Annotated in this window: 18 protein-coding genes and 1 pseudogene; 12 read left to right on the top strand and 7 right to left on the bottom strand. The window is 67.9% G+C overall.

Annotated elements, in window-relative coordinates:
- On the bottom strand, positions 1–1,551 hold the full coding sequence (locus ACGFR7_RS35570; RefSeq protein ID WP_393327718.1) for a M4 family metallopeptidase: 1,551 nt from the start codon (positions 1,549–1,551) through the stop codon (positions 1–3).
- Between the two features lie 472 nt (positions 1,552–2,023).
- Positions 2,024–2,446: a RidA family protein gene (locus ACGFR7_RS35575; RefSeq protein WP_393327649.1), complete on the bottom strand. Its 423-nt coding sequence runs from the start codon at positions 2,444–2,446 to the stop codon at positions 2,024–2,026.
- 644 nt (positions 2,447–3,090) lie between these two features.
- Between ACGFR7_RS35575 and ACGFR7_RS35580 the strand changes: the two genes are divergently transcribed.
- The 5 genes from ACGFR7_RS35580 (at position 3,091) to ACGFR7_RS35600 (ending at position 9,930) form a co-directional block, all read left to right on the top strand.
- Complete coding sequence (locus ACGFR7_RS35580; protein WP_393327652.1) at positions 3,091–3,531, top strand: hypothetical protein; 441 nt, start codon at positions 3,091–3,093, stop codon at positions 3,529–3,531.
- Positions 3,532–3,794: 263 nt separating this feature from the next.
- Entirely contained in the window at positions 3,795–5,426 is a 1,632-nt protein-coding gene (locus tag ACGFR7_RS35585) for an IPT/TIG domain-containing protein (protein WP_393327655.1), read from the top strand.
- A 1,076-nt stretch (positions 5,427–6,502) separates the two neighbouring features.
- Entirely contained in the window at positions 6,503–7,294 is a 792-nt protein-coding gene (locus ACGFR7_RS35590; protein ID WP_393327658.1) for an IPT/TIG domain-containing protein, read from the top strand.
- A gap of 150 nt (positions 7,295–7,444) precedes the next feature.
- Complete coding sequence (locus ACGFR7_RS35595) at positions 7,445–8,947, top strand: beta strand repeat-containing protein (RefSeq protein ID WP_393327661.1); 1,503 nt, start codon at positions 7,445–7,447, stop codon at positions 8,945–8,947.
- 326 nt (positions 8,948–9,273) lie between these two features.
- On the top strand, positions 9,274–9,930 hold the full coding sequence (locus ACGFR7_RS35600) for a class I SAM-dependent methyltransferase (RefSeq protein ID WP_393327664.1): 657 nt from the start codon (positions 9,274–9,276) through the stop codon (positions 9,928–9,930).
- 166 nt (positions 9,931–10,096) lie between these two features.
- Here ACGFR7_RS35600 and ACGFR7_RS35605 read toward each other — a convergent pair whose 3' ends face one another.
- Positions 10,097–10,327, bottom strand: a complete 231-nt coding sequence (locus ACGFR7_RS35605; RefSeq protein WP_393327667.1) for a DUF6480 family protein — start codon at positions 10,325–10,327, stop codon at positions 10,097–10,099.
- A gap of 197 nt (positions 10,328–10,524) precedes the next feature.
- A complete protein-coding gene (locus tag ACGFR7_RS35610; RefSeq protein ID WP_088795864.1) occupies positions 10,525–10,716 on the bottom strand; it encodes a hypothetical protein in 192 nt (63 codons plus the stop codon).
- A 189-nt stretch (positions 10,717–10,905) separates the two neighbouring features.
- Here ACGFR7_RS35610 and ACGFR7_RS35615 point away from each other — a divergent pair, with 189 nt between their 5' ends.
- Together ACGFR7_RS35615 and ACGFR7_RS35620 are read left to right on the top strand one after the other, a co-directional pair.
- A complete protein-coding gene (locus ACGFR7_RS35615; RefSeq protein ID WP_393327671.1) occupies positions 10,906–12,039 on the top strand; it encodes a glutathione-independent formaldehyde dehydrogenase in 1,134 nt (377 codons plus the stop codon).
- 229 nt (positions 12,040–12,268) lie between these two features.
- Entirely contained in the window at positions 12,269–12,697 is a 429-nt protein-coding gene (locus tag ACGFR7_RS35620) for an STAS domain-containing protein (protein WP_393327674.1), read from the top strand.
- 213 nt (positions 12,698–12,910) lie between these two features.
- Here the strand turns inward: ACGFR7_RS35620 and ACGFR7_RS35625 are convergent, their stop codons facing one another.
- A complete protein-coding gene (locus ACGFR7_RS35625; RefSeq protein WP_393327676.1) occupies positions 12,911–13,516 on the bottom strand; it encodes a TetR/AcrR family transcriptional regulator in 606 nt (201 codons plus the stop codon).
- Between the two features lie 345 nt (positions 13,517–13,861).
- On the opposite strand from ACGFR7_RS35625, the gene ACGFR7_RS35630 reads away from it, so the two are divergent.
- On the top strand, positions 13,862–15,073 hold the full coding sequence (locus ACGFR7_RS35630; RefSeq protein ID WP_393327679.1) for an FAD-dependent oxidoreductase: 1,212 nt from the start codon (positions 13,862–13,864) through the stop codon (positions 15,071–15,073).
- A gap of 16 nt (positions 15,074–15,089) precedes the next feature.
- Positions 15,090–15,611: a GNAT family N-acetyltransferase gene (locus ACGFR7_RS35635; protein ID WP_393327682.1), complete on the top strand. Its 522-nt coding sequence runs from the start codon at positions 15,090–15,092 to the stop codon at positions 15,609–15,611.
- Between the two features lie 108 nt (positions 15,612–15,719).
- Here ACGFR7_RS35635 and ACGFR7_RS35640 read toward each other — a convergent pair.
- A pseudogene (locus tag ACGFR7_RS35640) lies at positions 15,720–16,480 on the bottom strand (class I SAM-dependent methyltransferase).
- A 339-nt stretch (positions 16,481–16,819) separates the two neighbouring features.
- On the opposite strand from ACGFR7_RS35640, the gene ACGFR7_RS35645 reads away from it, so the two are divergent.
- On the top strand, positions 16,820–17,953 hold the full coding sequence (locus tag ACGFR7_RS35645) for a PP2C family protein-serine/threonine phosphatase (protein WP_393327685.1): 1,134 nt from the start codon (positions 16,820–16,822) through the stop codon (positions 17,951–17,953).
- Between the two features lie 408 nt (positions 17,954–18,361).
- On the opposite strand, the gene ACGFR7_RS35650 is transcribed toward ACGFR7_RS35645, so the two are convergent.
- Complete coding sequence (locus ACGFR7_RS35650) at positions 18,362–19,057, bottom strand: DUF4328 domain-containing protein (RefSeq protein WP_393327688.1); 696 nt, start codon at positions 19,055–19,057, stop codon at positions 18,362–18,364.
- A gap of 403 nt (positions 19,058–19,460) precedes the next feature.
- Here ACGFR7_RS35650 and ACGFR7_RS35655 point away from each other — a divergent pair, with 403 nt between their 5' ends.
- Both ACGFR7_RS35655 and ACGFR7_RS35660 read left to right on the top strand, forming a co-directional pair.
- Positions 19,461–19,982, top strand: a complete 522-nt coding sequence (locus ACGFR7_RS35655) for a hypothetical protein (RefSeq protein ID WP_393327691.1) — start codon at positions 19,461–19,463, stop codon at positions 19,980–19,982.
- Positions 19,969–20,343, top strand: a complete 375-nt coding sequence (locus ACGFR7_RS35660; protein ID WP_393327694.1) for a transcriptional regulator — start codon at positions 19,969–19,971, stop codon at positions 20,341–20,343. Before ACGFR7_RS35655 ends, ACGFR7_RS35660 begins: the two co-directional genes overlap by 14 nt.
- Positions 20,344–20,374 lie beyond the last annotated feature (31 nt).

Consider the following 20,374-nt stretch of genomic DNA (forward strand, 5'->3'; position numbering starts at 1 on the left):
CTACTTCACATTGACGCCCGTCCATGCGGCGCCAACGGCCTTGTACTCGGCGCTTGTCGTGCCGTACAGAGCGCCTGCCGCCTTGAGGGTTGCGGCACGTGCGGCCTTGTAGTTGGTGGTGGAGGTCATGTACGTGGTGAGGGCCTTGTACCAGATCTTCTCGGCCTTGGCCCGGCCGATTCCGGTGACCTTGGAGCCGTCGGAGGTGGGGCTGTTGTACTTGACCCCGTTGATGATCTTGGCGCCGCTGCCCTCGGACAGCAGGTAGAAGAAGTGGTTGGCGACACCGGACGAGTAGTGCACGTCCTTGTTGCCGACGCCGCTGGACCAGTAGTCGGCCGACGCGCCGTCCTTGCTGGGCTTGTCCATGTAGCGCAGCGGGGTGCCGTCGCCGTTGATGTCGATCTTCTCGCCGATGAGGTAGTCGCCCGGGTCCGCGGCGTTCTTGGCGTAGAACTCGGCCGACGTGCCGAAGATGTCGGACGTGGCCTCGTTGAGACCGCCCGACTCACCGCTGTAGTTGAGTCCGGCGGTGGCGGCGGTGACGCCGTGGCTCATCTCATGGGCGGCCACGTCGAGGGAGGTGAGCGGGTGCGCGTTTCCGTCGCCGTCACCGTAGGTCATGCAGAAGCAGTCGTCGTCCCAGAACGCGTTGACGTAGTTGCTGCCGTAGTGGACGCGGGAGTAGGCACCCTTGCCGTCGCCACGGATACCGTTGCGGCCGAAGGTGTTCTTGTAGAAGTCCCAGGTGACGGCTGCCCCGTAGTGCGCGTCAACGCCGGCGGTCTGGCGGCCGCCGCCCCATACGTCGTTCGCGTCGGTGAAGAGCGTGCCGGTGCCCGAGGTGTTCTGCTTGAGGTCGTACGTCTTGTGGCCGCCGCGGGCGCCGTCGGTGAGCCGGTACGTCGATCCGCTCTTGGTGGTGGTGAGCGCGACCTTGCCGCTGTAGGTGCTGGTGCCGGTGCCGGTCTCGATGGCCTCGTTCTGGAACAGCTTCTTCCCGGTGCTCGCGTCGGTGACGACGTGCAGTTCGCTGGGCGTGCCGTCCTTCTGGACGCCCTTGACGACCGTTTCGTATGCGAGAACGGGCTTGCCGGTAGCGGCCCAGATCACCTTGCGCGGCGCGGACGAGGCGCTGGTCTTGGAGTCCTTCTGCGCGGCGGCAGCGCCGAGTGCGCTCTTCCGCGCGGCGGAGGGGGCGAGCGCCGCGGAGGTACTGGCCACCGATATCGCCGCGTCGGTTGCCTTGGTGACGCTGCGGGTTCCGTTCTTCGCCTCGTGTACCACCAGGTCGCCGCCGAGCACCGGCAGCCCGCCGTAGGTGCGCTCGTACCGGGTGTGCACCGTGCCGTCCGCGTCCTTGACGACGTCACGCACGACCAGCTTCTCCTGCGCGCCGAGGCCGATCTTCGCGGCGACGGCGGAGGCGTTGTTCTGAGCGTCCTTGAGCGCCGATGCCCGCTGTGCGGTGGAGAGTTGGACCGCCGACGCGCCGTTCGCGCGGTCCGGCTGCGCGCTGGCCGAGCCGGCCTGGACGCCGACGGCGACCATGGCGGCAGAGGCGACCAGGGCGGCGGCGCGCAGAGTGTTCTTGCGGGGGGTGGACGAGATCCGTCTCAACTCGGTCTCCCTTGTGAGGGCCGCGCGGTCGCGGCCCAAGAAGCGGCCGGGCAGCCGAGGGGGATGCCCGGTGGAGCAGAAGGAGTGAATCGAGGGGAGCGTGCCAGGAGTTGACGCTTTTTGACAGATGTTCAACACGGAAGAAACAACAATTTCACCAATGCGACTGCTTTGTGGTGCCTTTCGTGGTCTTTTGCTACCTAGTTCCGGTGCTCGCTGACCGCTGACCGCCGACCGCTGCCGACGCCCGGCGGCGAGGATGCGCGTCGTCCTGGCCCCCGGCGTCGTGCCCCAACGTCGCGGTGCCTCCCCATCCGACGTCGCGGCGCCCCCCGACGTCGCCGCGCCGCACGTCGTCGCCCCGCCCGTCCGGCTATCTCACAGCCGGACGGCACCAGTCACCTCACCCCGCACCGCTCTCCTCCGGTACGACCGCCATGGCCTCGACCTCAACCAGGTATTCCGGCTGCGCCAGAGCCTGCACCCCGATCCATGAGGACGGCGGCGGGTTCTCCGTTCCGAAAATATCGACGAGGACGCGGCCGATCAGATCCGCCTCGGGACCGGACTCGAAGTTCGGAAGGTAGAGCCGAAGAATCTGGATGTCGTCCGGTGTGCCGCCGACGGCTTCGAGAGCGATGAACACATGCTTCAGCGCCTGGCGAAGCTGCGCCTCCCGCCCTACAGCCGTCACCTCGTGGTTGCTGTCCCAAGCCACCTGTCCCGCGATGTTGACGATCTTTCCCGGTGGGGAGACCGCGACCTGGGAGAAGCCCCACGGCCTGCTGGAGAACAGTTCCTGCGGCTGGAGCGTGGTACGCGGCACGTCACACTTCCTTGGTCATACAGAGCGGATTTCGCATGTGATCCACTCTATGCGGCAGTTGCCCCTGCCTCGATCGTTCGAGCCGTACGGACCTCAAGGGCGGCGTCCACAAGGCCCGGGGTCGAGAAGGGCGACGAAGAGCCGCTGGCTCCGGGTGACGCATGCCCGGCTGAACGGGTGAATAACTGTCAGCATTCCTTGTGCGGGACTCACTCGGGTGGGTTACTGGCTCTACCTACCAGGTGGGCCGTCCATCCCTCCGCTGGGAGATGCGGCGGTCGGCCCATGGGCGTGCTGACTCGGCTTCCATAGGCATGGCGTCGCCTGACGGAGGGTTCTACCGGCTTGCGCCTTCCGGGGTGTTGGCCGGGTGGGGCCGGCTCAACCACGTCCGAGGAGGCGTCTTGCGAGCCATTCATGTTCTGCGAACGCTGGTGGCGGCGGCTGTCGTTCCGCTGGCATCCGCCTCCGCTCCCGACGCTCACGCAGCGTCGCCGATTGTGGTGGCCTGCGGTGAATCCGCATTGGTCAATGCGGTCAACACGGCCAACGCTGACGGGGGCGGGAGCTTGATTCTTGCTCCTCTGTGTACGTACACCCTCACCAGCGCCCACAGTTCGGGGGGAGCCGGGCAAGCACCGGGATTGCCCAACATCACCACTCCGATCTCCATGGCGGGTCTGGCTACCCAGATCACCCGGGCGCCGGGCGCGCCGGCCTTCCGGATTTTCGAGGTCGACGGACCGTCACAAGTGCCCGGTGCCAACGGACAGTTGAGCATGGCGGCGGTGACGGTCAGCGGCGGTGACGCCGGCCTCGGTGTGGGAGGGGGCATCGCCAATCTCGGCGGCTCGGTGGCCCTCACCGGCAGCACGATCCGCGACAGCAAGGCGTCATACGGCGGCGGAATCTACACCGACGGAACGCTGATGCTCACCGGCAGCAGCGTCACCGCGAATACCGCGAGTGTCAACGGCGGGGGCATCTTCACCAACGCCGGCGGGGTGGTATTGATCGGCAGTGGGGTGGTCGGCAACACCCCGAACAATTGCGGTGCCCTGCCCCCCGTTTCCCCTGCCTGCTGAAGGCGGACACACCCCGGCACCGACGTCACGAGAAACCGGCAGACCGCCGCCGCACCTCCCCGCCCCCCGGCTCACCGCGGTGTGCACGGCGCTCGTCCGCGCTCTGACCGACGACCCGTCGACCTTCCACGGTTGATTCATCCCAGGCGAAGGAGAGCATCATGGCTCCGGCAGGGGCCAGCGCCGGCCCCACCCAAGGCGCTCCGGAGGGGGCACATCCGTCCCCCGTCCATGCCGGCGGCATTCCGGGGCGGGTGGCCCCCATGGATACGAATGAACCGCTGACGGTGGACGAGATCCTGGTGGGGCACGCCCCCATCTGGGCGGCGATCACCCCGGACGGCCGACGCGTCTATGTGACCAATTTCGGGGCCAGCAGCATCAGCGTCATCGACACCCGCACCCGTGACGTCATCACCACGATCAGCGTGACCAGCGGACCGTGGGAGATCGCGATCGCCCCGGACGGACTGCGCGCCTACGCGGCCTGCTTCGGCACCGACAGTGTGGCGGTCATCGACACCGCCGCCAACACCGTCACCGCCACCATCGAGGGGCTGGACAAGCCCCTCGGTCTCACGGTGACACCCGACGGCTCCCGGCTCTACGTGGCCAGCCTGGGAGGGAGCCGGGTGGATGTGATCCGCACGGACACCGACACCCTCATTGCCTCGGTGCCGGTGAGCAGCGGGCCACGCGGGGTGGCGGTCACCCCCGACGGGGCGCAGGTCTACGTCACCGAAGAGGGCGCGAACACGGTCGAGGTCATCGACACCGCCACCGCCACCGTCATGGAGACAATCACCGGGTTCCTCCTCCCGAGGGGAGTGGCGGTTTCGCCCGACGGACAGCGCGCCTATGTGTCGGAGTACGGCGGCAACAGGCTGGGCGTCATCGACACCGTCACGCATACCGTGGTGGCCACCCTGAACGGACTGCCCATCCCTTTCGGTGTCGCGGTCAGCCACGACGGGCTCTTGGCATACGTCACCTGCGACGGCGATGACAGCGTCGCCGTCATCGATCTCGTCAGGAACGGGATCATCGATAAGGTCCCGGGCTTCCACGCGCCGTCCTGGCTGGTGATCACGCCGGACGACGTCGAGGTCTACGTGGTCAACAACGGTAACGAGACGGTGAGTGTGCTGGCCGCGCCGTCCGGGGGGTACCCCAACGTGGGGCCCATGTCGGGCGGAACGCCGGTGACCATCATCGGAGAGGGACTGGGCAACACCACCGCCGTCCGCTTCGGAGGCCGCCCGGCCGCCTCGTTCACCATCGTCAACAGCCGTGAGATCCGGGCCGTTTCGCCACTCCTCGTCCGCGACGTCAGCATTGACGTCACCCTCGGGCAGCGCATCACCCGGACCGTCGGCCGGTTCTACTACCTCCCCGACTCGCTGCTCATCCAGATCAGCGCGGCGTCGGGCCCGCTCGGCGGAGGCGGCACACTGACCGTGACCGGCCGGGGCCTGATCACCACCACCTCGGTGCACTTCGGCGACGTGGCCGTCACGCCGTCCTCCGTTCTTGACGACCAGGTCACCGTGACAGTGCCGCCCGCGCGGACGGCCGGCCCCGTGCCGGTGACCGTGGTCACGCGAAGCAACTCGTACGGCAAGGCCACCTACACCTACGCGGTCCCGCCCAACATCACCTCCGTGACGCCCTCCACCGGCTCGACGGCGGGTGGCGACCCGGTCCTGATCGAGGGTGTCGAGCTCGCGTTCACCCAGTCGGTGACGATCGGCGGGGCCGAGGCCGCCTTCGGGATCGTCTCTCCTACCCGGATCGCCGTCGTCACTCCTCCCGCGGACGCCCCGGGCCCGGCGAATGTCGTCGTGACGACGACGGGCGGCACCGCCCCCGCACCCGGGGCTTTCGTCTACACCTGATCGGCGGGTCCGGCCGCCGGGTGCCGGATACGGCGACCGAGGGCAAGGGTGAGCGGCGCTGCCGCCATCGCGGCCGTTGCTGGGCTGAGCGATGGGGTGGGTGATGAGACGGGTGATGAGGTGGCGGAACTCGACCGCCTCATCACCCGCTTCCGTCGGGACCTCCCGTGGACCACGGGGGGATTCGCACGCTCCGGCCCGTTCCTGCTCTGCGCGGCCGACCCGCCCCGCCTCGACCCAGCCCAACCCACCCCCAGGCCGGGCCAGGCCAGGCCGGGCCGGGCCGGGTCCTGCCCTGAGCCAGATGAGGCCCTTCATACGCAGGTGGTGCGCGAAACGACGCACATCTGCGCTGCCCTCACCGCCGGCACCGCCATTCCCCCAGCACCGCCATGCCCACGTCAGCGCCATGCCCACGTCACCGCCATGCCCCCATCACCGCCATCATCGTCATGGCGGCCGCCTCACCCGGATCCGCTGTCCAAGGCCGCTTGCGGCATTCCCGTTTGCGCGGACGGTGTGCGGCGCGGGGCGGACCGGCGCCCTTTCTCACGCCTTCGCGCATAGCGCACCATCAGCACTGGGCCGTCGCGGTGAGCGCCGAATTCGGCGCCCGCGGCGTCGGTTGTCCCGGCCGGGCAACGTGAGTCGGGCGGGTCCGGAAACGTCTTTCGGCGTGCGGATACCGCTGACCGGTGGTCGCTTGAAGTCAACTGACCGCTTTTCTCAGCCCGGTTGGCGCGAGGCTGCACCACACTCGGCAGGGGCGCGCAACGGCGGCCGGAGCTGAACAGCGAACTCTTAACCTATTTTCCTACAGAATCCTCGATGCCCCAATGTCACCTATCGCCTCCTTCACCCCTTGGCTTTAATGAGTTCAAGCGATGTTGACGGCGCCCTCTGATGCGGCGCCGCGTCGCTTCACAGAGGACGACCCGCCCAGGCGCCCTGAGGCATCGGTCCCACCATCCCCTTCCCGCCCCACGGGGGACATCCCATGAGGTTGCGGGCCGCGACAGCTAACCGGCCGGCTCCTGCGCACCCCGGCAGAGCGGCACATCCGAAGGAGAAACATCATGGCAACCATCACGTCGTTGGTGGACACCACAACCACCACAAACCAGGGCAAACCAGGCGATACCGTTCAGATCAATGGAACCGCTCTGTCCACCACCACGAGGGTGAACTTCGGCTCGGCGACGGTGACCCCGACAGGCGTCACCGCCACCCAGGTCACCTTCGTGGTGCCCAGCACGGCGCCGTGCTCCGGCCAGGTCTCCGTCAGTGTCACCAGCAGCGCCGGCGCCACCAGCAACGCGCTGCCGTTCTTCGTCATCGCCGCGCCGACCACCACAGGGCTGAGCGTCACCTGTGTATCGGCCGCCACAGGTGGTGCGGTGACGCTGTTCGGCACCAACTTCCTCTCCGGAACGCAGGTCGGGGTGGGCACCGTGGGCAACGTGGCGGTCACTCCCACCCAGCCGAGCCAGGTCACCTTCACCGCGCCGGCCAACCCGGGGCAGGTCGGTACGGTGTCGACCCAGTCGGTGAACATCACCACCGCGGGTGGGACCAGCCCCGCGGGCACCACCCTGATCGACTACTACCTCGCGCCGGCCATCACCTCGTTGGTCCCCACCTCGGGTACGACGGGGGACCAGATCACCGTCAACGGAACCGGTTTCGTCGGCGTGGACACCGTCACCTTCACCGACAGCGCCGCCGCCACCGCCACCGCGGTCTTCACCCCCGTGAGCGACACGCAACTCGTCGCCACGGTGCCCGGTGGACTCGCCACCGGCGCCGGGACCATCACCGTCCACACCTGCGGCGGCGACTCCAACGCCCAGGCCTTCACCGTCACCTGATCGGCGGGGACGACCGGGGACCCACGGCACGACCACCAAGTCGCCGCCCGTCCGCAGCGTTTGGCGCGGGCGGGCGGCGACGCCCCGCGCTCTGGCCGACGACCGCCGGCCAGGGCGCGACCCAGGCGGTACAAGAAGGAGACGAGCATCATGGCCCCCGTAGTGACCAGTGTCAGCCCCACCCAAGGTGCTCCAGCGGGGGGTACCAACGTCACCATCACGGGCTCCGGCTTCACCGGTGCCACCATGGTCAGGTTCGGCCCCAACGGAACGACCTTTGTCATCGTCAGCGATACGCAGATCACGGCCAAGACGCCCGCGGGGACCGGTACGGTCCAGGTCACCGTCACGGCGCCGACCGGTACCAGCACCCAGAACGTATTCTTCACCTACGCTCCGGCCCCCGTACTCACCACACTCACTCCGACGTCGGGGCCGACGGCGGGTGGCAATGTAGTAACGATCACTGGCACCGGTCTGTCCGGTGCCACTGCGGTGAAGTTCGGGGTTAATCCAGGGGTCGTTCTCACCAATACTGCTACTCAGATCACGGTCATTGCGCCTGCGGGTGCGGGTACGGTCAATGTCACGGTGACCACGGCGGGTGGTACGAGTAATGCTCTTGCCTATACGTATGTAGCTGTTCCTGTTCCGGCTATCAGTAGTCTCAGTCCGACGTCGGGGCCGACGGGGGGCGGCAATGTGGTCACCATCAACGGCACCAACCTCTCCGGTGCGACCTCGGTGCTCTTCGGGGGCAGCCCCGCCACCATTCTCACCAATACCGCCACCCAGATCACCGTCAGCGCCCCGGCAGGAACCGGCACCGTCAACGTCACCGTCAGCACGGCGGGCGGCACGAGCAACGCCCTTGCCTATACCTACGTCGCCGCTTCCGTCCCAGCGCTCAGCAGCCTGAGCCCGACGTCAGGTCCCACGGCAGGCGGCAATGTGGTCACCATCAATGGCACCAACCTCTCCGGTGCGAGTTCGGTGAAGTTCGGGAGCAACGCGGCGACCATCCTCACCAATACCGCCGGTCAGATCACCGTCATCGCGCCCGCGGGGCCGCCGTCCGCGGTCAATGTCACGGTCACCACGGCCGGCGGCACCAGCAATCCCCTGCCGTACTTCTATCTCGCCGCCCCCACCCTCAGCGATCTGTCACCGCACCTCGGCCCGGCCACCGGGGGCAACACCGTCACCGTTTTCGGCACCAACCTGACGCTCACCAACGCCGTGAACTTCGGGGGGAACCCGGCCACCGCCATCACCGTGGTATCCGACAACCAGCTGACCGTGACCGCTCCGGCCGGGTCCGGCGCGGTCGTCGTCACCGTCACCACACCGGGCGGGACCAGCACGGCGGCCACCGGGAATCCGTACTACACCTATCTCGGAGCGCCGGTCCTGACCAGCCTCATCCCCTCCCACGGCGCTGACGTCGGGGGTGACGCGATCGTGCTGGGCGGCAGCAACCTCACCTACACCGACGCCGTGTTCTTCGGCGGAGTTCCGGCCTCGTTCTCGGCGATCTCCGACACCCAGGTCGTCGCCACCTCCCCGGGCGGAGCGCCCGGCACGGTGAATGTCGTGGCGCATACCCCGGCAGGGAACAGCAACCCCCTGCCCTATGTCTACGACCCGTCATAGGCTCAAGCTTTGGCTCTTCATGGGTCTTTCGCCGAGCCGGCGTACGTCGTGGACGCCCTGCGCGAGCGCCGGTGGTGCCCTGAACGGTTGGGTGGCGGCCCGGACAAGAGTGAAAGAGCGAACCTTGCCGGCGCCGCTGGGCATCGGGCGGACCCGGCGCATTCGGTGCGTCCGGTGCGACCAATTCGTCCGGTGCGTCCGATGCAACCCCGGAAGCAGAAGCTGTCCCCAGAGGAGCGGGCCGCAACCGACCCTGCCCACGCCGACTTGGCTGAAGCTCCCTCCAACGAGGTTACGCGGGCGCGGTGGTTTGGTGGACTGACGCCATGACACCACTGCCGCACCGACTCCTCCGAGCCCTCGAGCGGTTCAATGCCGCCCACCCCTGGGACCACAACGCCCACTACCACCGGTGGATCCTGCGACAACTTCCCGACCGCTTCGACCGCGCCCTGGACATCGGCTCCGGCAGCGGCGACCTGGCCCGGCTACTGGCCACCCGCGCCAACGAAGTCCGGGGCATCGACTCCGACCCAGTGATCGTTTCCCAGGCACAGCGGCTGACTTCTCCGGCGACCCCGGTGACCTTCACGGTCGCGGACGCGCTGACCGAGATCCCTGCCGGTCCCCACCACGTCATCACCTGCGTCGCCACCATCCACCATCTGCCCTTCACCAAAGCTCTCACCGTCTTTCGCCGGCACCTGGCCCCCGGCGGAACTCTGGTGATCGTCGGCCTTTCCCGGGCGCAGACGGCCGGGGACTATGTGCTCGGCATCCTCGCCAGCCCGCTGAATGCCGCCACGGGCTGGCTCAAGAACCGGGGCCGCAGGGCACCCCGCCCGGTCTCGATGACCGCCCTGACCCGACCGGCGGAGATGAGCTTTTCCGACATCGTCAGTGCGGCTCATGACGCCCTGCCCGGCGCCCGGCTGCGCCGCCGCCTGTTCTGGCGCTACACGCTCGTTTGGCATCGCCGGTGAGCGGATCTCAAGATCGGCCTTCGGCGGTGGGGCATGCCTCAGCTGTACCTGGTGGGCGGTGGGTACGGTGCTGTTGCACCGCAGGCTGATTCGGCGTTGCCGGCGGATGACCGCCGTCGCTTGGGATATCGCCTTTTGGGTCGTCGATGCTGAGGCCCGCCGACGGTCACAGTGCCACGATCACGGCGTATGCGATGAAGAATGCTGCGCAGAGCACGACGATGATGGCGAGGATGACCACGGGGCCTGTGGCCCAGCCGCGGGTCTGCTTGTCGCGAGGGCCGGTCTCGGCCCCTGTGCTTCCCTCGCCCTGAGGGGTTTCCCCCGGGGGTACCCCGACTCCTGGCGCGAGGCCGGGGCTGCGGCGTGGATCCGGATCGGAATATTGAGAGCCCATGCCTGCAGTTTGCCCTGTTTTGCCGGAAATAAGTGGGGGAGTGGTGGCGGCTCTGGTAACGGCTGGAGCGCCCCGGGGTGGCACGCCGGGATCCCTGCAGTTCAGAGCCGTACGCAGCGAAGCCGTACGCAGCGAAACCGTATGCAGCGAAACCGTATGCAGGGAAGCCGTACGCAGCGAAGTCGCACCCAGGCCGGTCAGCGGTCGGCGATGTCCTCACGGAGGCCGTCGGAGAACTCCCACCACGACAGCGGGAGCCAGTCGCCGTTCACGAACGCATCGACAGTCGCACCGCGACCGCGGACGGTAACCGTCGTCCCGGGCGGGTACGAGGTCCCGGACAGGCCGAGCACCGGTACCAACAAGGTCCCGAGTCGCTGTGCTGCCACGTGTCGCCCTCCCTCTTTCGTTTCTCGGTGCGACATTGCGATACCCAGAGTGGATATCCCTTCTCACGTTACCGGCTTGCCGCATCCCGTAGACCGGAGAATCATGAGGGATAGGTCACGTCAAAAGAGTGAGGGTGGGAACAGTGGGGGAATTACGCATGCTATCCGCCGAGCGGGAGGTGGCAGCAAATGAAAGCCGTCGTCTACAAAGGGCCGTACTCCGTGGAGATCGAGGATGTTGCGAAGCCCGGCATCCAGCATCCCAACGATGTGATCGTAAAGATCACCTCCACCGCGATCTGTGGCTCTGACCTGCATATGTACGAAGGCCGTACGGCGGCCGAGCCGGGCATCGTCTTCGGCCACGAGAACATGGGGATCATCGAAGATCTCGGTGAGGGCGTCACCTCACTCAAGGAGGGCGACCGTGTGGTCATGCCCTTCAATGTGTCCTGCGGGTTCTGCACCAATTGCGTCGAGGGGTATACGGCTTTCTGTCAGACCGTCAATCCAGGATTTGCGGGCGGCGCTTACGGCTACGTCTCGATGGGGCCCTGGGCAGGCGGCCAGGCGGAATATCTCCGCGTTCCCTACGCCGACTTCAACTGCCTGAAACTGCCGCCGGGAAACGAGCACGAGAGCGACTTCATGCTGCTCGCTGACATCTTCCCCACCGGATACCACGGCTGTGAACTCGCCCAGGTGCGCCCGGGCGAGAGCGTCGCGGTGTACGGCGGCGGGCCGGTGGGGCTCATGGCTGCTTACTCTGCCCTCCTGCGCGGAGCCAGCAAGGTTTTCGTCGTCGACCGGGTGCCCGAGCGGCTGGAGAAGGCCCGGGAGATCGGCGCGGTCCCGATCAACTTCGCCGAGGGCGACCCGGTGCAGCAGATCAAGGACCGGACGAGCGGTGCCGGAACGGACAAGGGCGTGGACGCCGTCGGCTATCAGGCGATGGCACACGGCATGGCCCGCGAGGAACCGGCCACGGTCCTGAACTCGCTCGTCGGCACGGTGCGGCCCACCGGCGCCCTCGGTGTGCCGGGTTTGTACGTTCCCGCCGATCCTGGAGGTCCTGACGAGCAGGCCAAGCGGGGCATGCTCCTGGTGTCGATCGGCAAGCTCTTCGAGAAGGGCCTGCGCATGGGTACCGGGCAGTGCAACGTGAAGCGCTACAACCGGCAGCTGCGCGACATGATCATCGAGGGCCGGGCGACGCCGAGCTTCGTCGTCTCGCACGAACTGCCCCTCGACCAGGCTCCTTCCGCATACGACAAGTTCGACAAGCGCATCGAGGGCTACACAAAGGTCGTCCTTCATCCGTAGACCTTGCGGCGGTGTCCCCGACTTGGCCGACCCGCCGTCGTCGACCGCGGGTGCGGCTGCGGGCCGTGCCCGGTGGCCGATGGCGGGCGGCATCTGCGGACTGCTGTTCTGACGCTGTCTGAAGCAAGGATGACGGGGTACGCGAGCTCCACCGATCAGCGGAACTGATCAACGGCAACCGATCAGCGGAAGCCGATCAGCGGAAACCGATCAACGGAAGGTGGAGGTCGTGTCCGAGTCCTACGAGTTGAGCGTCGAGGTGAAGGTCACCGAGCCGGAGGTGGCGGTGGTGACCGTGTCGGGGGATCTTGACGGCGAGACCGGCACATCCCTTCACCACCAGCTGGCCAACCAGATCGTGCACGGCAGGCGGTATCTCGTGTTGGACCTGCGAGCCGTGCCGTTCATGGATTCCTCGGGGCTGAACATCCTTATTCGTGCGTCCAACGAGGCCAAGCGCCTTGACGGGAGCGTGCACCTGGCGGCGGTGTCCGATGTGGTGCTGCGCCTGCTCGACCTGACCGGGATCAGTGTGACCACTCCGGTCCACGCGAGCCCTGAGGACGCCCTCGCCGTGATCGCGTCGCAGCGCTCGGCCGAGGCCGGGCGGGCGGATACGGCGGTCTGCCCTGCCTCCTCCGCGTCGAGTCCCACCTGACCACGAAGAGGCGTCGTTCGCCGCGTGCGCGTGCGGGCGCGCGTGGGGCGGCGACAGCATCGGCGTGAGCGCCTGACCGCATCGCCCCACGCAGCCGGCCCCCTGCCCAAGCGCTTTCCCAGGCCAATCCCGCCGGCAGTGCGGTCGCTGCAAACCGCCGCAAACCGCTGCCAACTCAAACGCACACAGGTCGACTTCGGACCGGACCCGCGGTCACTCGACCTGACCTGGGCGGTCTTCCTGCCGCGCCAGGGGAGTGGTGGCCCAGCCGTGTTCCAGCAGGGCGAACAGGTCGCGCATGGTCCGGGCCGGGTCTTCGCTTGCGCGGGCGATGCCGGGGGCTTCCAGGGCGAAGCGTGCCAGGCCGGTGACGGCGGGAGCGTCGGGGGTGAGTCCGGTGGCATCGGCGAGGACGGCGGCCAGTGCCTTCTCGTGGCGTGACCACATACGGCGTGCGTAATCCCGCAGGGCGGGGGTGGACTCGACGAGGGCAAACGTGGGGTCGTCGGTCCGCACGACGGTTCGGGTGCGCACCATGTGGTCGCGCAGGGCGTGCAGCACGGGCTGGCCGGGTGCTCGGTCGCGCACGGCGGCGACCAAGGCGCTCTCCATGTCCGTATCCAGGTCGAAGACGAGGGCTTCCTTGCTGGGGAAGTGCTTGAAGAGCGTACTCAGCGAGACATCGGCCGCTTCCGCCACTTCGCGTACACCGACGTGCTCGAAGCCGCGCTCGGTGAACAGCCGCACCGCGGCATCCGTCAGGGCCTGCCTGGTCTGGGCCTTCTTGCGCTCGCGGCGCCCTGTTGTCGTCTCGGCCATGCCCCTACCTTATCCCCTTGGGAGGATCCGATCGCCAAGGCGATCGGATAAAAAGTCGGAGCAGTTGTACTTTTGGTGCGGCTGTGTTTCTGTTGATGAGCGCGGTCGGCGTGCCCGGCCCGCACCCAGCCGTCGGCATCCGGGCCGACTCCCTCACCGGAACGCTCGATTTGCCGTGCCCGAAATCGGCCCGTCGAAGGCGCCGATGAAGGAGATGAAGAAGCCGCGGCGCACGCCCGCCGCCCCGCCTCATGCATCAGGCCAGCACCACAAGACACCTGGACTCTCTACTCCTGCACTTCGACACCTGCACCCTCTTGATCCTTGGAACGGAGCGTGAACCTCATGTCCACCACCCCTCGCATCGCGATCGTCGGTGCCGGCTTGGGCGGCCTCGTCTGCGCGCGCGTCCTGCAGCAGCGCGGCCTGCCGGTGACGGTCTTCGAGCGTGAGGCCGGCCCCAACTCCCGCTCGCAGGGAGGCACCCTCGATATCCACGAGCACACCGGCCAGGACGCGCTGCGTACCGCCGGACTGTTCGACCAGTTCCTCGCTCTGTCCCGGCCCGACGGCCAGGAGTGGCGCCTGTATGACCGTCATGCGACCCTGTTACGCCACGATCAGGCCGACGGAGACGATCTGAGCAGGCCCGAGATCGACCGCGGCCGGCTGCGCACCCTCCTGCTGGACTCCCTCGCCCCCGGCACGGTCCGTTGGAAGCACTCCGTACAGGCCGTCACCCCGCTGCCCCACGACAACACCCGTCTGCACCACCACGACCGTGTCGTCGAGGACTTCGACCTGGTCATCGGCGCCGACGGGGCCTGGTCCCGGGTACGCCCCGCGCTCTCCGACGCCCAACCCGCCTACGCCGGTGTCACGATGGTGGAAGCCCACTTCGACGACGTCGACCACCGTCACCCGGGCATCGCCCACCTGGTCGGTGGCGGCACCATGTTGGCCAAGGCGGGCCGCCGCAGCCTGGTGCTGCAGCGCAACAGCGATGGACACGTCCGCGCCTACATCACCTTCCGCGGCCCCCAGGACTGGCACGCCGGCCTCGACCTCGATGACACCGAAGCCGTACGCGCCCGCCTCCTCGCCCTGTACCAGGGCTGGGACGAGAGCCTGCTCGGCATCCTGCGCGACAACGAGGGTGGCTTCCTCAACAGGCCGATGTTCGTCCTTCCCGTTCCTCACAGGTGGCAGCGCGTCCCGGGCATCACCCTGCTCGGCGATGCCGCCCACCTGATGCCGCCCGCGGGCGTCGGCGCCAACCTCGCCCTGCTCGACGGAGCCGACCTCGCCCAAGCCGTCATCGGTCACCCCACCATCGACCAGGCCCTCGACGCCTACGAAAGCGTCATGCTGCCCCGCGCCATCGACCACGCCAGAACCGCCCGGCAGATGCTCACCACCCTCATGCCCGGCACCGACACCGGCACCGATGCCGGCACCGACACCGGCTCTCACGCCGAATCCGACGCCCCCGCCTTCCCCGCCCCCTTCTGGCCGGCCGGTGGAGTCCCTGACGCGGCCCCCGCTCACACCGGCTGAGCAGGGGCGACGACTCATGAATCACAGCATTCGAGTGGGCGAGGCATCGGTCGAGGACGTGGAAGCGATGACGGACATCCACACCCGGGCCCGCAGCGCCTACTACGCAGCGCGTGGGGTGGCCGCAGCGGAACTGGCCGACCCGGTGGCACGGGAAAAGCGACGGAACGGGTGGGCACGGGCCATTGCGTCGCCCGACATGACCGCACTGTGTGCACAGGACCCTCAGGGCAGGGTGTTAGGCGCCCTCGCGATGGGGCCACCGAAGGACGCCGACGTCGACGGATCGGTCTATCGCCAGTTGTTCCAGATCCACGTCGATCCGGACGCCTGGGGACGCGGGACAGGGCGTGCGCTGCACAGTGCGTTCACCGGACGGCTTGCGGCGGGCGGATTCGGCGGCGGAGTTCTGGAGGCATGGGAGGGCAATGCGAGGGCCCGGAGGTTCTACGTCTGGCTCGGCTGGGGTGTGGACGGGGAGCGACGGCCCGGACCTGGGCGAGCCGATTACGTGCGGATGCGGCTGCGGCTCAGCTGAAAGGGAGGGGCGGTGGCCTCCTCGGATCTCCCGGCGGATCCGCAGGCGGCGGAAGCCGTGGGCCCAGGTGCCGGTGTCCGTGCGCTCCCGGTCTTCCTCCACTCCAGGTCATGGACGTCGCGCGACGAAGACGAACTCTCGTCCCGGCCGGTCAGGGGCATCGCGAACGTCTTCCACCGCAAAGCCGTGCGCGACCAGGTCCCTCTCGATCTCCTGCCGCTCGCGGAAGCGCAACGTCGAATCCGATGTCAGTACCTGCCCGTCCGCAGCGAACACACAGGTCCCCCGGAACGTCACCAGCGGCCGGCTCACCTCGATCAGCTCGACCAGCTCTCGACGACGCCTACGCCAGGAATCTCCGCCGCGCGGTAAGAGCTTTCGCGGTGCCATTCCTCCCAAGCGCGCCTCGCCGGATCCCGGGTCTCGAACACCAGATGTCCGCCGGGCCGCAGTGCTTCGTAGGCCCCCCGCAGCGTCTTCCGCCACGCTGACGGATCGGCGATTTCCTGGGCCACGTTCGCCGTCATCGTCGCAAGGTCGACCCGCAGCGGCGGGAGGGCTGTGACATCAGCTGTGGCTGTGACGTCCCCGAGGGCCGTGACATCGCCGCAGATCCAGCGCACTCGCGCACTCCCCGGCTTGGCCCGAGCGACATCGAGGGACGCCTGGGCGGGATCGATGCCGACCACCTCGATCCCGCGATCGGCCAAGAGGAGGGCGAACACTCCTGTCCCGCAGCCGATGTCCAGCACTCGACGTGCCCTGAACTCCTCCGCCATCCGGAGGTAGGCGTCGAGATCGCTGCGGTCAGGGTCGAGCGGGTCGTAGAGCGCGGCGAGCCGTGGATGCCCAGAGCACTTGTCCGTCATGTTGCCGAACGTATGCGGCGCCGACCCGGGGGGCTATCCGTTTTCGCCGGCACCCGAAGATCGTCCGGCGCATGGCCGTGACGACCACGTCGCCCACCGTTCCGTACCGCGTTCCGTACTGCATGCCGTACTACGTTCCATCCGCGTTCCATACCCGTTCCGTAGCGCGACATCGTGCGGACCAGGCCGGTGACCGTCCGGTCGCCGTACCGGTCGGCCCCGGCCCGGCCCCGGCCCCGGCCCGGGCCATTAGGCCGTTCGGTCGCAGTGCAGTGTGACCGCGACCGGCTCCGCTGTCACGAGGCCGCCTGGAGGGCAGAATGACCTGATAATGAGCTGATGAGGGTGTTGCCCGTGTGGTCACAGGTACGCCGTTTGGTTCCCGCCGCGGTGATCGCTCTCGCGGCGTTGGTGAATCTGCTGACGCCTCCTTCGGTGTCGTCCGCCGCCCTGCTGGCCGTGGCGCCGGTGACAGCGGTGTCGCTGCTCAGCCCGGCCGGCATCATCGGCGTCGGCCTGACGGCGATGTTGGTGCAGGGAGGTCTGGCCTTCGCCGACGGAAGCTACGACTGGCAGGGCGACGCGGCTGTCCAGATCACCCTGGCGGCTGTCACCGTGCTGGCCGTCGGCCTGAACCGGTCGCTGCGCACCCAGCATGTGAGCGCGAGCCGGGCACGCTATGCCGCGGAGGTCGCCCAACGGGCCGTGCTGCCCAGACCGCCGAGCAGGCTGGGGGACCTGCGTATCGCCGCCCGCTATGTACCGGCCGAAGACATGGCACTGATCGGTGGCGATCTCTATGTGATGCAGGAGACGCCGTTCGGGGTGCGCGCCATGGTCGGCGATGTGAGGGGCAAGGGCCTGTCCGCCATCACGACTGTCAGCGTCGACATCGGGGTCTTCCGCTACGCCGCCGACCACGAACCTGACCTGCCTGCCCTGGTGGAGTGCATGGAGGAGGCCCTGTTGCGGGAAAGCCAGCGCCGGGAGGGCCTGGATGCCACGGAGGGGTTCACCACCGCCCTGATCGTTCAGTTCGCCACCGACCTGGCCCAGGTCCACATCATCAACCGCGGCCACCCCGCGCCGCTGCTGCTGCACGCCGACGGCCGGGCGTACCTTTTGGAGCCGAAGGAGGAAGCGCCACCCCTGGGCATCACCGCCCTGGGGGCCTGGACCTCACCCGTGGAGACGCACCCCTTCCCACCCGGTGCGATGCTGTTGTGCTTCACCGACGGCGTCACCGAGGCCCGCGACCCGGCCGGAGCCTTCTACGACCCCGCCGAGCGCGTCCCGCACATGATGCAGTCCTACCGGCGCCAGACCGGCCATTTCCCGGAACCCTCGACGGTCCTCGACTTCCTCGCCAGCGACGTCAGCCGTCACAGCGGCGGAGCACCCCAGGACGACCAGGCCCTCCTCGCGCTGCACCGGCCGCTGCCGCAGCAGGACCTCCTCGTCCGGCTTCTTTGACCGTGCTTGCCGACCTCTGTGTATGGCGGTGCCAGGCCTCCGTAGGGGCGATGCCAGGCCTCGGCGTATGACCGTGTCCGGCCGCTGTGACTGTGTGTTTCTGTGTCCCGGCCCCTCTGTGACCGTTGCCGCCGGCCGCCCAGCGCGGACACCGCACCCCCAGGCAGATCGAGGAGCTGACCGAGGAGGCCACAGCGCGCTCAAGGCGGCGCTTTCGTGCTCCGACAGGCGGTAGACGAGCGCGGTCGCGGGTCTGACCCTGGCGGGAGTCGGACCGCCCCAGGGCTGGAGTCAGGCCCACCGGCCGGGGGACCCGCCCCCGGCCGGAGCTGGTCCCACCCCCCGGCCGGAGCTGGTCCCACCCCCCGGCCGGAGTCGGGCCCGTGAGCACCCGAAGGCCCGCTGGTGTCAGAGCGCAGGCCCCCGCAATGCCTTCTCATGCTGCATGCGGGTGAGGCGGCGTACGAAGAAAATGGCTACGACGGCGGCCATGATGTTGAAGACGTCGCTCGCCATGAGCCCGGCGATCGCCCCCTTGATCTCTTCCGCTTGCTCGGCCCTTGAGTACCGCTGTGCGGCCAGGCGCCCAAAGATCAGGTTCACGATCCACAGCGCCCACCACCAGTTGAGCAGCGCCCTGGACCTGGACTTTTCATCGGCGCTGGCGTTCCAGATGTCGGTGGCTATCTGTCGGGGAAACCACAGGTTGACCACCGGCACGGCCCAGCCCCAGATCGCCCAGCCGCGCTTCCTCGCGTGGTACTCGGGGGCAAAGACCTCGGCGTTGACACGGGTGCGGTGAAACCAGACGACAAAGACCACCGCGGTCGCGATAGTGGTCGCGAGCTGCACGGTCCCGGACGCCCCGTACAGCGCGTCCGCCTGGTCGATCTCCCGCGAGGTCACAGAGCCGAGATTGCGGATGAGTCTGCCGACCAACTGGTACGAATGGTTGCCCTGCCACAGCGCGAACAGATCTGCGCCGATGACGAGGCCGAGCAGGATCATTACGGCCTTCGAGAGCCCGGCAGGCGAGCGGAGAACGGCCTGCGGACCGGGCGGAACGGACCAGCCGGATGGCGGCGGCGGTGGTGCGACGGGCATGTGTGACATGCGAAACCCCCCACGGGTTCGAGACAGGTGTGTTTGCGCACGCAGTGGGACGTCTCTCCCCGAAACGGTCCGAGCGGCAGGCGGAACTTATGCGTTCCACACACCCTCTGTCCACTGAAAAGGGACAGGCCGGATCGTCCTGCCCTATTTGCACCCATCGACACACGAGACTTCTGGTGCGCAGGGCCATCCGGGGGCGTGGCAGGTCCGGGCCCTCGCTGTCGTCGCTCCGGCCGCGCCTGAAGCCACTCGCGCGGCGGACTCGACTCTCTCGGCTCCCCTCGGTTCCTGTACTTCCGGCCGAGGCAAGCACTTGCCTGAGTGGAAAGCCGTTGGTAGCTTTCCGTTCAGGAAAGTGCTTTCCTGTCCCATGACCTCACCCCGGAGGTGGCCCGTGTCCCTTGAGCCCGATGCCGAACACGCAGCCCGCGCCCTGGAAGACGTCCAGCGGCGACGTGACCAAGCGATAGAGGCACAACGTCAGCCCCGTTGGTTCTCGATCGCCTGGGGCACGAATCTGTTCCTGGTCTTCGCCGCTCCTGATCTGCTGTCGCTGCTTCACCTTCAACCGTGGTGGCCGTGGTGCTCCGGGGTACTGGCGCCCCTGACAGTGGCGTTTCTCATCGGTCAGTACACGCGCTGGGGGCGGAGTCTGCTCGGTCTTCCTCCGGTGCTGCAGGTGCGGGGGATCGTCTCGCCGGGTTTGGCGGAGTGGCGAACGCCGCGGCGGATGGTGGTCTTCCTTGGCGTCGTGGGTGTCGTTTTCCTGACGTGCGGGGTGTTCCTGACCTACATCCCCTACTGGCACCTGCTGATGGGGATTGCTCTCGGGCTGGCGACGATGCTCCAGTCCAACCGTCAGTCCGAGCGGCTCAAGAGTCTCGGCTCACTCGGATACGCCCATGACCGCTCCTGAAATCGACCCGTTGTTGCTGGACCCCACCCGCCTGTCGATCACCGCGCTCCTGGCGGCCACGCGATGGGCCGAGTTCAAGTTCGTCCGCGACTCCCTGAATCTGTCGGATTCGGCGCTGTCCAAACAGATCAGCACGCTCGGCAAACGAGGACTCGTCGAGGTGAAGAAGGGCTATGTCGGCAAGACCCCTCGTACCTGGCTGAACTTGAGCCGCGACGGACACCTCACGCTGCAGGCCCATCTGGCGGCACTCCAGGACATCGCGACCCGGTCGGCGCAACATGTCTCCGGCGGGGACGAGGACGGGGTCGGGGTCGCAGGCGGGGATTTGGGGATGGGGACGGGAGGCGGAGGCGGATGAACGGAGCCGTAGCCACCGCAGGACGGGTGGC

The sequence above is a fragment of the Streptomyces sp. NPDC048516 genome (assembly GCF_043199875.1).
In the GTDB taxonomy this organism is placed as follows: Bacteria; Actinomycetota; Actinomycetes; order Streptomycetales; family Streptomycetaceae; genus Streptomyces.